At 59.0% G+C, this 13,589-nt stretch carries 15 protein-coding genes; 11 read left to right on the top strand and 4 right to left on the bottom strand.

What is annotated here, in order from left to right; all coding sequences use genetic code 11:
- Positions 1-119 precede the first annotated feature (119 nt).
- Positions 120-839, bottom strand: a complete 720-nt coding sequence (gene arcA / locus AACT07_RS21655) for a two-component system response regulator ArcA (protein ID WP_005338193.1) — start codon at positions 837-839, stop codon at positions 120-122.
- Between the two features lie 396 nt (positions 840-1,235).
- On the opposite strand from arcA, the gene AACT07_RS21660 reads away from it, so the two are divergent.
- Both AACT07_RS21660 and AACT07_RS21665 read left to right on the top strand, forming a co-directional pair.
- Positions 1,236-1,643, top strand: coding sequence for a DUF3293 domain-containing protein (locus AACT07_RS21660; protein WP_083250032.1), 408 nt, complete (start codon positions 1,236-1,238; stop codon positions 1,641-1,643).
- 42 nt (positions 1,644-1,685) lie between these two features.
- On the top strand, positions 1,686-2,165 hold the full coding sequence (locus AACT07_RS21665) for a putative 4-hydroxy-4-methyl-2-oxoglutarate aldolase (protein ID WP_040094244.1): 480 nt from the start codon (positions 1,686-1,688) through the stop codon (positions 2,163-2,165).
- Between the two features lie 3 nt (positions 2,166-2,168).
- Here the strand turns inward: AACT07_RS21665 and AACT07_RS21670 are convergent, their stop codons facing one another.
- On the bottom strand, positions 2,169-2,648 hold the full coding sequence (locus tag AACT07_RS21670) for a hypothetical protein (RefSeq protein ID WP_069529999.1): 480 nt from the start codon (positions 2,646-2,648) through the stop codon (positions 2,169-2,171).
- A 157-nt stretch (positions 2,649-2,805) separates the two neighbouring features.
- On the opposite strand from AACT07_RS21670, the gene AACT07_RS21675 reads away from it, so the two are divergent.
- The 7 genes from AACT07_RS21675 (at position 2,806) to AACT07_RS21705 (ending at position 9,235) form a co-directional block, all read left to right on the top strand.
- Positions 2,806-3,204 carry an META domain-containing protein gene (locus AACT07_RS21675; RefSeq protein ID WP_069530000.1) on the top strand — a complete coding sequence of 133 codons (399 nt, stop codon included), beginning with the start codon at positions 2,806-2,808 and terminating at the stop codon, positions 3,202-3,204.
- 256 nt (positions 3,205-3,460) lie between these two features.
- Complete coding sequence (locus AACT07_RS21680) at positions 3,461-3,829, top strand: ArsR/SmtB family transcription factor (protein WP_069530001.1); 369 nt, start codon at positions 3,461-3,463, stop codon at positions 3,827-3,829.
- Positions 3,830-3,833: 4 nt separating this feature from the next.
- Entirely contained in the window at positions 3,834-4,202 is a 369-nt protein-coding gene (arsD, locus tag AACT07_RS21685) for an arsenite efflux transporter metallochaperone ArsD (RefSeq protein WP_069530002.1), read from the top strand.
- A gap of 27 nt (positions 4,203-4,229) precedes the next feature.
- Positions 4,230-5,993 carry an arsenical pump-driving ATPase gene (arsA, locus tag AACT07_RS21690; protein ID WP_069530003.1) on the top strand — a complete coding sequence of 588 codons (1,764 nt, stop codon included), beginning with the start codon at positions 4,230-4,232 and terminating at the stop codon, positions 5,991-5,993.
- Positions 5,994-6,102: 109 nt separating this feature from the next.
- Entirely contained in the window at positions 6,103-7,167 is a 1,065-nt protein-coding gene (gene arsB, locus AACT07_RS21695) for an ACR3 family arsenite efflux transporter (RefSeq protein WP_019445633.1), read from the top strand.
- Between the two features lie 75 nt (positions 7,168-7,242).
- Positions 7,243-7,668, top strand: a complete 426-nt coding sequence (arsC, locus tag AACT07_RS21700) for a glutaredoxin-dependent arsenate reductase (RefSeq protein WP_080741219.1) — start codon at positions 7,243-7,245, stop codon at positions 7,666-7,668.
- Positions 7,669-8,026: 358 nt separating this feature from the next.
- On the top strand, positions 8,027-9,235 hold the full coding sequence (locus AACT07_RS21705; protein ID WP_021230483.1) for a NupC/NupG family nucleoside CNT transporter: 1,209 nt from the start codon (positions 8,027-8,029) through the stop codon (positions 9,233-9,235).
- 77 nt (positions 9,236-9,312) lie between these two features.
- Here the strand turns inward: AACT07_RS21705 and AACT07_RS21710 are convergent, their stop codons facing one another.
- The gene (locus AACT07_RS21710) at positions 9,313-11,412 is read right to left on the bottom strand and encodes a hypothetical protein (protein ID WP_069530004.1); all 2,100 of its coding nucleotides are present in this window, start codon (positions 11,410-11,412) and stop codon (positions 9,313-9,315) included.
- A 444-nt stretch (positions 11,413-11,856) separates the two neighbouring features.
- On the opposite strand from AACT07_RS21710, the gene AACT07_RS21715 reads away from it, so the two are divergent.
- Positions 11,857-12,006: a hypothetical protein gene (locus tag AACT07_RS21715; RefSeq protein ID WP_005338159.1), complete on the top strand. Its 150-nt coding sequence runs from the start codon at positions 11,857-11,859 to the stop codon at positions 12,004-12,006.
- A 182-nt stretch (positions 12,007-12,188) separates the two neighbouring features.
- On the opposite strand, the gene AACT07_RS21720 is transcribed toward AACT07_RS21715, so the two are convergent.
- Positions 12,189-12,965: a BPL-N domain-containing protein gene (locus tag AACT07_RS21720; RefSeq protein WP_069530005.1), complete on the bottom strand. Its 777-nt coding sequence runs from the start codon at positions 12,963-12,965 to the stop codon at positions 12,189-12,191.
- Positions 12,966-13,187: 222 nt separating this feature from the next.
- Here AACT07_RS21720 and AACT07_RS21725 point away from each other — a divergent pair.
- On the top strand, positions 13,188-13,589 hold a 402-nt coding region (locus AACT07_RS21725; RefSeq protein ID WP_069530006.1), incomplete at its 3' end, for a metal-dependent hydrolase.

The following is a 13,589-nucleotide window of genomic DNA, read 5'->3' on the forward strand; positions in this document are numbered from 1 at the left end:
ACACATCTGTCTTGTGCGCCGTTCGACGTCACGCTCACGGTTTCTCAGCTTTTAAGGCAAATCGCAGAGACAGAAAAGGCGCCCGAGGCGCCTTTTCAGATCAACAGCGTCGCGGGAACTTATTCCTGCTCCAGCTCACCACAGAAACGGTAGCCTTCGCCGTGGATGGTGGCGATGATCTCCGGAGTATCGTTGACGCTTTCGAAGTGCTTGCGAATGCGACGGATGGTCACGTCAACGGTACGGTCGTGTGGCTTGAGCTCACGGCCGGTCATCTTCTTCAGCAGCTCGGCACGGGTCTGGATCTGGCCCGGGTTTTCGCAGAAGTGCAGCATGGCGCGGAACTCGGAGCGCGGCAGCTTGAACATGTCGCCAGTCGGGCTGACCAGTGCGCGGCTGTTGATATCCAGCGCCCAGCCGTTGAACAGGTAGCGCTCAACCAGCTTCTTCTCTTCGCCACCGGCTGCCACGTTCATGGTGCGGCTCAGCAGATTGCGGGCACGGATAGTCAGTTCGCGCGGGTTGAACGGCTTGGTGATGTAATCATCGGCGCCGATCTCCAGACCCAGGATCTTGTCCACTTCGTTGTCACGACCGGTCAGGAACATCAGGGCGATGTTGTCGTTTTCACGCAGCTCACGGGCCAGCAGCAGGCCGTTCTTGCCCGGCAGGTTGATGTCCATGATCACCAGATTGATGGTGTGGGAAGTAAGGGCCTGGTGCATCTCGTCGCCGTTGTTGGCTTCGAGCACGATGTAGCCTTCGGCTTCAAAAATGCTTTTCAGGGTATTGCGTGTGACCAGCTCGTCTTCGACGATCAGAATGTGTGGTGTTTGCATGAGTATTCCCAGATTCTTATCAGTTAATTATCTTAAATTTAACACTCTTTGGCGTTTCAAACCGATTTCCTGACTGATCCTGAAAATTTATTACGTCATCCTGGGTATGAGAGTCAGGTCGGAATATCGCGAATTAGGCATCAGTACCGGCAAGTATCCCTGTGCCACTTATAGGTTCCCGACAAGTCTGGTCGAGCAGAGCCTGGAAAGGTCGTCCATTACGAAAGTGGCCGTATTTTATCAGTTAACAGGAGCATAACAACACTCTTTGCCGTCAGATAGCAACTTTTTAACTCTGATTTGATATAGGTCAAACCCTGGTACAGCTGCATCATACTTGGCCTGAACCGGGTTTTCGCCCCTACAAAATGTAATGGAATGTAACATGTGATTGACATGAATTTGTGGGAAAACTACAAGAAAATCTGCTTTATCGCGCCATTTGAGCCACCAGACTGGTCTGCTTTTGCCATCATCACAGCCTGGAATCCGGCCAGCCAGTGGGTCACACAACGACGCAATATACGGCGGGAACGGGCACTGTGGCGCCATCTGACCGTGGATTTGCAGGTACCCGTGGTGGGGCCGTTTTGGGGATCTGACCCGGACGAACGCTGGCAGGAGTCATCGCTGGCGGTGGCGCTATCCCTGCCACAAGCCCGTCAGCTGGCTGCCCGTTTTGGCCAGAACGCCATCTACTGGGTGGAGGATGGCCAGCTCTGGCTGGTGCCAGTATTGATGGATAAATCAGCAGTTTGTCTGGGCAATATTGAATCCTTCTGGATTGCCAGAAACCTTGCCTGATGAAAGAATGAACACCTTCATGCATCTGAAAGGAATCAAATCATGCTGGATCTCCTGCCCGACCTCTGCGATCAACATGGCGACTTGCTGCAAGTGGCCGACCCGGTGTTTCAGGATTTTGGTGGCAAGGCCCTCTTTTATGGTCGCGCCGTAACGCTCTCCTGTTATGAAGACAACAGTCTGGTGCGGGATCTGGTGACCCGCCCCGGTCACGGCAAGGTGATGGTGATCGATGGTGGCGGCTCGCTGCGCCGTGCGCTGCTCGGCGATCAACTGGCGGTCAAGGCGGTGGAGCAGGGGTGGGAGGGGATCCTGATCCACGGCGCGGCGCGGGATGTGGGCACCCTGGCCACGCTGGCGCTCGGGGTCAAGGCGCTGGCGGCCTGTCCGGTCAAGACCGAGAAGCGGGGATTGGGTGAGCTGGGGGCCGTGGTCAGCTTTGCTGGCCTGACCATCCATGAAGGAGATTATGTCTATGCGGATCGCAACGGCGTGGTGGTGAGCGCCACGCCGCTGTTGTGATCATCAGAAGTTGAAGCCGACGCCCAGACTCAGCGCCTGATCGGCGGTGATGGCGCTGACGCCGTAGTTGGCGGTGAGGGAGAGTCTGGGGGTCAGCAGCAGGCTGGAGTTGAGCTCCAGCAGGGTGCTGGCCTTGTTGAGATCGAGATGCTTGATCTGGCTGCCGATATTGAATGCCGGAGAGAGCTGGTAGCGTACCCCCGAACTCATATTGAAACCGGATGTGCGATTCTGATCCGCCACTGCCGGGCCCGCTTCCATAAAGAGGGTCACATCATCCACCACCGGATATTGATAGCCGCTATTGACCAGCCAGAGATCAAAACTGTCGCTGTGATTGCTATGGCCATTGAGCAGCACACCCGAGTAACTTTTGACATAGAGAGACGGGTTGGATTGCGGCTGAACCACTGCCCAGTCGGCGGCCTGTGTGGCCATGCTGGCGCAGGTTGCAAGCAGTGTGATGATGAGCGATTTGACCATTCGTTTCCCCTCCCTGGGTCCGGAACTGAGCCTAAGCATGGCACATGCCAGCTGGTAGTAAAGTGAAGGGAGATCACAATAAAATCCTTTGGCATGGGCGCCAGCCATGATAAACAGGCTGCCGTATTGATGGCTCTAATCATTAAGAGGTGAATCCATGAACAAGAAACTGACTCTGCTGGCCGCGCTGGCACTGGGAGGCTGCGCAATGGCAACAGGTTCCAGCATGGCTCAACTGCAAGCATCCAGCTGGCAGCTGCAAGGCGCCACCGGCGATACCTTCACCATGCAAGTGGTCGACGGCAAGGTGGCGGGCAAGGGCGGCTGCAACCGCTATTTTGGCGGTATCACCAAGCAGGGTGACGGTGTCTTGACGCTGGGCGCCATGGGCTCCACTCGCATGATGTGCATCGGCGACGCCATGAACAAAGAGACCGAGTTCCTGCAAAAGCTGGAGAAGGTGGCAACCTACTCCATCAACGGCAACCAGCTGACTCTGAGCGATGCCAACAAGGCGGCCCTGCTCACCTTCAACGCTGTGCCAGCTGCCAAATAAGGCACGCGTTCGTCTGATTGCCCCGGCAGCGCTGACTGTGCTGCCGGTCAAATACTCTGATACGCCCTCCCTCTGGAGGGCGTCTGTTTATCTGCGATGAACCCTGTGTGGTCGTCCGCTACTGTTGTTCACTCGTCGCCTCCCTTTCTGCCTGGTTTGATGCCAGCACCTCCTATCTTCGCTTCGGTACGCATCTTGATCATTTCAATAATTCTTGTATAGTTGAAGTGAAAAGGTCGCACCAAGGGGAGTGAAGATGAACAAAGAGATGGCCACCAAGGTCTTTGAATCGCTGGCATCCGGCATCCGGCTCGATGTATGGCGGCTGCTGGTGAAGGCCGGGCTGGAGGGGCGAGTCGCCGGTGAACTGGCCAGCGAGCTCGATATTGCCCCCAATACCCTTTCGTTTCACCTCAAGGCGATGCTCAACACCGGTCTGCTGTCGGTGGAGCAGGAGGGGCGCTTTCTGCGCTACCGCGCCAATATTCCCCTGATGCTGGATGTGATCGCCTACCTCACCGAGGAGTGCTGTGCCGGTCATCCCGAGGCGTGCGGCGTGATGCGTGCCGAGTTAGCCTGCTCCCCCCATGTTCTGCCTGCGCAGCCCTGCTGCGACAAGGAGTAATGCCATGTCCTCCATTCAGATTTTTGATCCCGCCCTCTGCTGCTCCAGCGGTGTCTGCGGTACCGAGGTTGATCAGGCACTGGTCACCTTCGCAGCCGACCTTGCCTTGGCCAAGGAGCAGGGGGTTGCCATCGAGCGTTTCAATCTGGCCCAGCAGCCGATGCAATTTGCCGAGACACCTGCCGTCAGCGCTTTTCTGACCCACGCCGGGGAGGAGGGGTTGCCACTGGTGCTGGTGGAAGGGCAGGTGGTGTTGACCGGCCGTTATCCGAGCCGCAGCGAGCTGGCCCGTTATGCCGGGCTGCCTGCGCCGCAAGCGGCCATCAAGGGGATCGTCAAGGGTGGCTGCTGCTCTGGCAGCGGTTGCTGCTAAGTCGCGACGTACCACTCGGGAGAGACTATGTACCATTTTCTGACCAATCCACCGTCGTTTCTCTTTTTCACCGGCAAGGGCGGGGTGGGCAAGACCTCGCTGGCCTGCGCCAGTGCGGTGGCCCTCTGTGATGCCGGCAAGCGGGTGCTGCTGGTGAGCACCGATCCTGCCTCCAACGTGGGGCAGGTGTTTGCCACCGAGATCGGTAATCGCGTTACCACCATCGCCGCAGTGCCCGGTTTGTCGGCGCTGGAGATAGATCCCCCCGCGGCAGCCAAAGCCTATCGGGAGCGGATTGTCGGGCCGGTGCGCGGCAAGTTGCCCGAGAGCGTGGTGCGCAGCATCGAGGAGCAGCTCTCCGGCGCCTGCACCACCGAGATCGCCGCCTTTGACGAATTCACCGCGCTGCTGACCGACCAAACACTGCTGGCCGAGTATGACCACATCGTCTTTGATACGGCGCCAACCGGCCACACCATCCGGCTGCTGCAACTGCCGGGTGCCTGGAGCGAATTTCTGGAGCAGGGCAAGGGGGATGCCTCCTGCCTAGGCCCGCTGGCGGGGTTGGAGAAACAGCGCAGCCAGTATGGCGAGGCGGTCGCCGCCCTGGCTGATGCTGCCCGCACCCGGTTGGTGCTGGTGGCGCGGGCCCAGCAATCCACTTTGAGAGAAGTGGCTCGCACCCACGAGGAGCTGGCCGCCATCGGCTTGCTGAACCAGCAACTGGTGATCAATGGCCTCTTCCCCGAAGGCGCCATTGCCGGAGATCCGCTGGCCATGGCGCTCTGGCAGCGTGAGCAACGGGCTCTCGCCCAGATGCCGCAGGGGATAAAGGAGCTGGCGCAGGATTATATCCCGCTGCTGGCCACCAATCTGGTGGGGGTCGACAGTTTGCGTATGTTGCTGCAATCAGAGGGGACAACCGCTCAATCCCCGACAGTACAGCCCACTGTCAAGCAAGCCCGGCCCGAGTTGAGTTCGCTGGTGGACGAGCTGGCCGCCGACGGTCACGGCCTCATCATGCTGATGGGCAAGGGCGGGGTGGGCAAAACCACGCTGGCGGCTGCCGTGGCGGTGGAGCTGGCCAGTCGTGGCCTGCCAGTGCACCTCACCACCTCGGATCCTGCCGCACACCTGAGCGAGACGCTGGCAGGTAGCTTGCCCCATCTTGAGGTGAGTCGCATCGACCCCCACGCCGAGACCGAGCGTTACCGCGCCCAGGTGCTGGCCACCAAGGGGGCTGCGCTGGACGAGCAGGGGCGGGCACTGCTGGAAGAGGACTTGCGCTCCCCCTGTACCGAGGAGATCGCCGTGTTTCAGGCCTTCTCGCGCATCATTCGCGAGGCGGGCAAGCGCTTCGTGGTGATGGATACCGCCCCCACCGGCCACACCCTGCTGCTGCTCGACGCCACCGGCGCCTATCACAGGGAGATCGCTCGCCAGATGGGAAACAAGGGGCTGCACTTCACCACCCCCATGATGCAGTTGCAGGACCCCAAGCAGACCAAGGTGTTGATTGTGACGCTGCCCGAGCCGACGCCAGTGCAGGAGGCGGCGAATCTGCAGGCCGATCTGCGCCGCGCCGGTATCGAGCCGTGGGGCTGGCTCATCAACCACAGCTTGCAGCAAGCTGCGGTCAGCTCACCGCTGCTGCAACTGCGGGCTGAACGCCAGCAGCCCCATATCGAGGCGGTCGAGCAGCAACATGCCAGCCGCTTCGCCGTGGTGCCGCTGCTCGCTGAGGAGCCGGTGGGGCCCGATGCCCTGCACCGCCTCTGCCAGCACCATTGAGTTGCCGCCCCGGTCTGCTGCCGGGGCGGCTTGAATATGCCGTTACTTGTTATAACCCTTTGTTTTGAACCAATAGAAGATGCGGGATTGCGCCGTATCGGGAGCTGTGATGTCTGCAACATGTGATGCCAAGGCCGTGCCTGCCATCGGCTTTTTTGAACGTTATCTGACCGCCTGGGTCGCCCTCTGTATTCTGGTGGGGATTGGCCTCGGGCAGGGTTTGCCGGATCTCTTCAAGGCGATCGGTGCCATGGAGGTGGCCAAGGTCAACCTGCCGGTGGGGCTGCTGATCTGGGTGATGATCATCCCCATGCTGCTCAAGATCGACTTTGGCGCCCTGCATCAGGTGAAGGGCCACATGAAGGGGATTGGGGTCACCCTCTTTATCAACTGGCTGGTCAAACCCTTCTCCATGGCCTTCCTCGGCTGGCTCTTTATCCGCGTGCTGTTTGCCGACTGGCTGCCGGCGGATCAACTCGACAGTTACGTAGCAGGCCTGATCCTGCTGGCGGCGGCCCCCTGCACCGCCATGGTGTTTGTCTGGAGTCGTCTCACCAACGGCGATCCCTACTTTACCCTGTCGCAGGTGGCGGTGAACGACCTCATCATGGTCTTTGCCTTCGCCCCGCTGGTGGCGCTGCTGCTTGGGGTCTCCAGCATCATAGTGCCGTGGGATACCCTGCTCACTTCTGTGGTGCTCTATATCGTCATCCCGGTCATCATCGCCCAGCTGCTGCGCAAGGCCTTGCTGAAAAAGGGAGAGGCCCATTTTGACGGCGTCATGACCCGCATCCAGCCCTGGTCGGTGGCGGCCCTGCTGCTCACTCTGGTGCTGCTGTTTGCCTTTCAGGGCAACGCCATCATTGAGCAGCCGCTGGTTATCGCCCTGTTGGCGGTGCCCATTCTGATCCAGGTGCTGTTCAACTCCGGGCTGGCTTACTGGCTCAACCGCAAGGTGGGGGAGAAGCACTCGGTCGCCTGTCCTTCCGCCCTGATCGGCGCCTCCAACTTCTTCGAGCTGGCGGTGGCCGCCGCCATCAGCCTGTTCGGCTTTCACTCCGGCGCGGCGCTCGCCACCGTGGTTGGCGTGCTGATCGAGGTGCCGGTCATGCTGCTGGTGGTGCGGGTGGTTAACGCCAGCAAACCTTGGTACGAAGCGGGGCTGGGCCGTTAACTGACAGCCGTTAACAGATGGCCGCGAACTGATGCTATCCATTTTCTATTCACTTGATTAATGAGAGACACGCAAATGAGTGCAATCACCATCTATCACAATCCGGAATGTGGTACCTCCCGCAACACCCTGGAGCTGATCCGCAACAGCGGCGTCGAGCCCACTGTCATCCACTATCTGGAGACGCCCCCCTCCCGTGACCAGCTGGTGGCGCTGATCGCCGCCATGGACATGCCGGTGCGTGATCTGTTGCGCAAGAACGTGCCGCCTTACGAGGCGCTCGGGCTGGCGGAAGATCGTTTCAGCGATGATGAACTGATCGATGCCATGCTGGCTCACCCCATCCTCATCAACCGCCCCATCGTCGTTACGCCGCTTGGCACCAAACTGTGCCGTCCGTCGGAAGTGGTGCTCGATATATTGCCCGATCAGCAAAAAGGGGCCTTCGCCAAGGAGGATGGCGAGCAGGTGGTGGATGCGAGCGGCAAGCGCCTCAAGTAATCATCTGAGTACTCAAGTACGGATTGAAACAGAGCCAGCTTCACGCTGGCCCTGTTTCGTTGTGTGAACAAGTTGAAAAAGTTACTCCGGCCAATCGTTTTACCGCTTTTTCTGTGACGATGATCACTGTACCATCGCCGCCCGACCTGCCACCCGGCCGCATCTCCCCCTGCGACGGCGCTGGCGTCACCCGATACATGCTGTCACCCGGAACGTGAATGACCCCAGGATGGGACCCGCCACTAACCTGTAGGTTTGTGGTCTGCGTGTCGCGTGGGTCGGCACCTCTTCCGCCGGATCGCCCGCGACGCCTGTCTGCAGACTTGCCATATGAAACTCCTCTCTTCATAGGTGCAAGATGACACTGTTATTGAGTCTGGTCGGTATGCTGGCCCTGATGTTTATCGCCTGGCTGGCGAGTGAAAACCGCCGAGCCATCCGCTGGCGAACCGTGCTGGGTGCGCTCGCCCTGCAAACAGGTTTTGCTGCGCTGGTGCTCTATTTCCCCCCCGGACAAATCATGCTCGGTGCCATGAGCAATGGCGTCTCCGCCCTGCTCGGCTTTGCCGACAGCGGCATCCGTTTCGTGTTTGGCGATCTCGCCAGCAACGGCTTTATCTTCGCCGTGCGGGTGCTGCCGCTGGTGATTTTTATCAGCGCGCTGATCGCCGTGCTCTACCACTTCGGCATCATGCAGTGGGTGATCCGGGTATTGGGCGGCGCCATTCATCGTCTGCTTGGCACCAGCCGCGCCGAATCTCTGGTGGCCACCGGCAATATCTTCCTGTCGCAAGGGGAGTCGCCGCTGCTGATCCGTCCCTTCCTCGCTGGGATGACTCGCTCCGAGCTCTTCGCGGTGATGACCTGCGGCATGGCCTCGGTGGCAGGCTCGGTGCTGGGCGGTTACGCCGGTCTTGGTGTGGATCTGAAGTACCTGATTGCCGCCTCCTTTATGGCGGCGCCGGGTGGCCTGCTGATGGCTAAACTGCTGGTGCCGGAGCAGCAGCAGGTAAGCGATCAGACCGAGATCACCCTCGACAAGAGCGACTACAGCAACGCCATCGACGCACTGGCGGGCGGCGCCATGGGCGGCATGAAGATCGCCGTAGCCATCGGTACTATCCTGCTGGCCTTTGTCAGCGTCATCACCATGATCAACGCCGGTCTCACCACGGTCGGCGAGTGGTTCGGCTGGGCCGATCTCTCCCTGCAGCAGCTGCTGGGCTATCTGTTTGCTCCGGTGGCCTGGCTGATTGGCGTGCCCGCCAGCGAGATGATGGCGGCAGGTTCCCTGATTGGTCAGAAGGTGATCATGAACGAGTTCGTTGCCTATCTGGATTTTGCCAATATCAAGGCAGATCTGAGCGCCCACACCCAGATCATCATCACCTTCGCGCTGTGTGGTTTTGCCAATCTGGGCTCCATTGCGGTGCAGCTTGGCTCCATCGGCACCATGGCGCCGGAGCGCCGTCACGATGTGGCCAATATGGGCTTCAAGGCGGTGCTGGCGGCGACCCTTGCCAACCTGATGAGCGCCACCCTGGCCGGGATCTTTGTCTCCCTCTGATGAGATAAAGCCAGGCTGCGCCAGTAAAAAAGCGCCCGCCCCATGTGGGGCGGGCGCTTTGCTTTATGGGCAGGGTGCTAGCGAGCGTTTGCTTCCCCCAGTCGTGGGTTGAGGGAGAGGATACGGGTCTTGCTGACCCGGTGGCGATAGATCTCCCGCAGATAGAGCAGCGCCTTTTTCACCGATTCGCGGCTGAGGCGAATATCGTTGATGGAGACGAACTTCTCCTTCTCGCGGATAAGCTCCCGATATTTCTTCTCATACATGGGCTTGATGGCGTACCAGTTGGTATCGAGGATCTTGGCCGGGTTCTCGAACTCGTTGAGCATGCTGTCGAGCAGCGCATCGTTCCACTCCTCATTGCAGATCATCTCGATCACCGCCTTGTCCAGATGCTCATCGAAGCGATAGTGATCCTTGGCAAAGCAGCGCTTGATAAAGGCCACGATCAGGGTCAGGAAGTCATCGCTCAGGCAGGGGCTCTTGACGATCAGGGTGGTGAGGGAGATGTTGGCCGACGCCCCGATGACCAGCGCATAGCGCTTGAGGGTGGTGTTGGGGAAGAGCCCGTTGAGGTGAGACTTGAGCCGGTTGAGATCCATATAGGAGAGCTTGTACTCCTTGGGCAGTGAGATGATCGACACCACCGATGAGCAGTTCTTGAAGAAGTGCAGCTCGTTGAGGTGGGCCGGGTCATGGCCACTTTTCACATAGTCGTCCAGATACTCCCGATAGTTGCCCGCCTCGATGGGCAGCAGACTGATCCCCTCGATGGCCTGGGTCATCTTGTTGAAGTGGGGCAGCTCGATGGAACGGGTGAAGAGATCGTCCACATTGAGCCCGTCCTCCTTGTCAAACAGGCCGCCGGGGGGCGAGATGGACTCGGCATACGCCACCGCCACCGGCCCCGCCAGACTCATAAAGAGGTCGTTGGCATCGAGCCGAATGGTCTCGCTGATGTCGATGCCCGCCCGGCGAAAGTAGTTCTCGTCGTAGTCGGTGGTGACGGCCTGAGCGGTAAGAATGTTGAAGATCTGCTGGGAGATGTACTGGTTGGCGTACTTCTCCATGGTGTTGACGTCAACGTGCTGGATCTCGCCATCGTCGCTCTCTTCGGCGTAGCGCATGATGTCGTTGGAGATCAGCATCATGGCATTCCAGGGCCTGATCCGCTTGAGCATGCTGGCATCGCACGCCTGCTCGTTGTCGAAGTGATAGGAGAAGTCCCACTCCTCGGCCAGATACTTGCACAGCAAACGCCCCGCGTTGATGTGCAGCGCTTCCGAGATCTCGATACCCCGATCACAGATATTGGGCAGGATACAGATGCCGCTAGTGAAGATGGGATCGAACATGAAGTGCTCCCCGAGGGAGAGGTGCTCCTCCTCTTCTGACGGGGGTGAAAAGGTCTTGCTCATGTAGGAGTACTGCTGGGCCAGCCCGAACTCGGAGGCCATGCCGGAGCCGGTGCCGCCCCCGGCACTGAAGATGTAGAAATAGAGGCGGGACTGGTTGGCCTTGATGCCACAGGAGTCGACCAGATAGGTATGAATGGCCTGCCACTCGGAGTTGGCGAAGTAGTGGGGACTCTTGTTGAGGATGATCTTGGCCAGATACTGGCCAAGGATGGGGGCGTTACCTGCGCCCCCCGCATGGATCTCCGACAAGTCCATCACCCGCATCTTGGCGTAGTCACGCAAGGAGCCACCTTCGCCGCTGCGATTGGAGTGGCGGATGCGGCCATCTATGTCCTTGTCCAGATCCCCCAGCATCACCATGGGCTCGATCAGAAAGACCGGCCGTGCCCCGTTGCTTGGCAGCCGCAGATTGCGCCGGATCCAGCTTACCGGACCAAACTCCTTCTCCCGCTTGCGTTGCTCTTCACTATTGAACTCATTGAGATAAAAGCTGCGGGCGTTGTAGACCAGCGAGGCCACATCCTGCGCGATGTTGGAGCCGCAGCGCCCCAGCCCCACCAGACAGACGGAGGGAAAGTTGTGGGGCACGGTGGCGCCCGTTTCGCTCTCTCCGATGGCGGCCGGAAACACCGCATGGCGCAGCTGTTCCAGATTGGCAAGAATGCGGGCCAGATCCCCTTCGGTGTAGTAGAGGTAACGGTTGCCTGCGTCCTGCTCATCATCCGTGTTGATAGGTAGCAGATCGATATGCTCGGTCATGAAAAAAGATCCCTCTTGGCGGCGAATGTATATAAATCAGTCGCTTTTGGACTGCCCGGTAACTCTAGATGATAAAAAGCGGGGGCGCGGTGAGCGGAGGGCGAGAGTTGTGACTGTGTGATCATGGGCACAGCAACAAGTCGAAAATCTGCCGGTACCCCTCAACGGACGGATGGGGCAACGGCGCCCCATTCCCCTGAAAAGGGGGACGACCAGACTCAACAACGTGTTGGCCGCGTGCCGGATCATCCCGCTCTGAGCGGCCTGTTTCCCTTGCGCTGGCGTGGTGGAACAAACACAAAAAAGAATTTTTAGATTGGTTTTGGCATTTCCAATCGATTATTTGATTGGGCAGTAACGGCATTAGCGGTGTCAGATTAGGGGAGCAGGTTGGCCAACGCGCCGTCAGCCAGTCTTTACGCGGTCACACAAGGAGACACTCTGATGGAAACACTTGACCAGAAAATCGACACCATGCGAGAAGCATTTATGCAGCAGGAGCGCAAACAGGCCCACGACAAGTGGCAAGCCAGGGTCGAGGAGCTGCTACAGATACGGGGTGAGGAGAGACAACCGGAGGAGCAGGAAGAGTAGCGCTCGCTCCCGGGCGAAAGTTGAGGTAGCGAACCCTTTGTATCGGCTACCCGTTATCTACCACCGATAAAAAACCACCGACCTTTTGCAGGTCGGTGGTTTTTTTTATGGATTGCTGCCGATTGGCTGGCCTGACTTCCGGGCCGGGCTATGGGACCAAGTCCAGGGGCGTAGGGATGCGACTATTTCGAATGGGTGACGGGCTCTTCGGAGAGCAACTCGTTGACGAGTCCAACGGCTAAATGAATATTCGACCCCATCTTGTCGCCGCCCACCGCGTTCGCTTTCCATGATTCAGGGGCTTCGGGATGTGGCCCGGAGAGGGCCACCTTGCCTTTGCCGTATGAGCTGATCAGCGCGGCAATCTGATGGTTTTGAAAATGGGCGATGACCTTGACCTGCTCTGGGCTTGGCACCGGGGTAAATTGCGGGCCGGCCTGGTAATACATCTGGCGCTCTTCACCAAGCCAGCTGATCGGGAAGATCCTGGCGCTAAAGTCGCCGTCATAATCATCGGATGTCGCAGGAACAAGGGCCAGCGCCGGCACAAAGCCTTCTTCTTCAGACCAGCCGGTGGATGCCACAAAGGCACCCCCACAGATCCCGAGGTAGCGGCCACCGTTTTGCAGATAGGTTTTTATCGCCGAACGAGCGTCCGCGGTGAAGGCGTTGAGGAGCGGCTCAACATCGTCCTCAGTACCGCCAACGATAAACACCCTGGCATTATCGAGCTCTGCAGGCAGCTCCCCGATATTGGAGAGATACCTGACCGGCAAGCCCACCTGCCTGACCACATCCGCAATCGCTCTGGTGCTATCCCCATCAGAAACTGGCCCGTTATAGATTAGCGCGTACGGCTCTTGTTTCGGCTGCGCAGAGGCGGCCTCTGCCATGCATCCTGTCATTAACCAAAGGCTGATAACGCTCGCAATCAGCCTGATGCTTTTAGAAAAATTCATCGCTGCCACTATCCCTGTGGTGTGAATCGAAGAGACTACTTATCACGATCCCGCTCTGCATGTCAGCCGCTGTTAAATGAACATTTCAAGTTAACGCGCCAAAGCGGATTGGGCCTGCGTTTAGCAAACAGCGAGCCAATACAGTGGGCGCACTTCACCTTCACCTTCACTTCACCGAGCGGGGGTAGGGTAGGATCATGTTTTCAGTTGGAGCTTTATTCTATGCCCACCATAGTCACTCACGCCGCCGTCCCTCTCTGTCTTGGACTGGGGCTTGGCAGCCGGATTATCCCGCCCCGCCTGCTGCTGGCCGGTGTCGCCATCGCCATGCTGCCCGATGCCGATGTGCTCGCCTTTAAACTGGGGGTCGCCTACGGCCATGTCTTTGGCCACCGCGGCTTTACCCACTCACTGCTGTTCGCCTTTGCACTACCCACACTGGCCATGCTGTTTCACCGCCAATTTCGGGCGAGCACTGCCACCGTCTGGTCGTTTCTGCTGGTCTCTCTGCTTTCCCACAGCCTGCTCGATTCGCTGACTACCGGCGGCAAGGGGGTTGGCTGGCTCTGGCCGTGGCGTGACGAGCGCTTCTTCGCCCCCTGGCAGGTGATCAGGGTTGCCCCC

The sequence above is a fragment of the Aeromonas sp. ANP5 genome (genome assembly GCF_963870295.1).
Taxonomy (GTDB): domain Bacteria; phylum Pseudomonadota; class Gammaproteobacteria; order Enterobacterales; family Aeromonadaceae; genus Aeromonas; species Aeromonas veronii.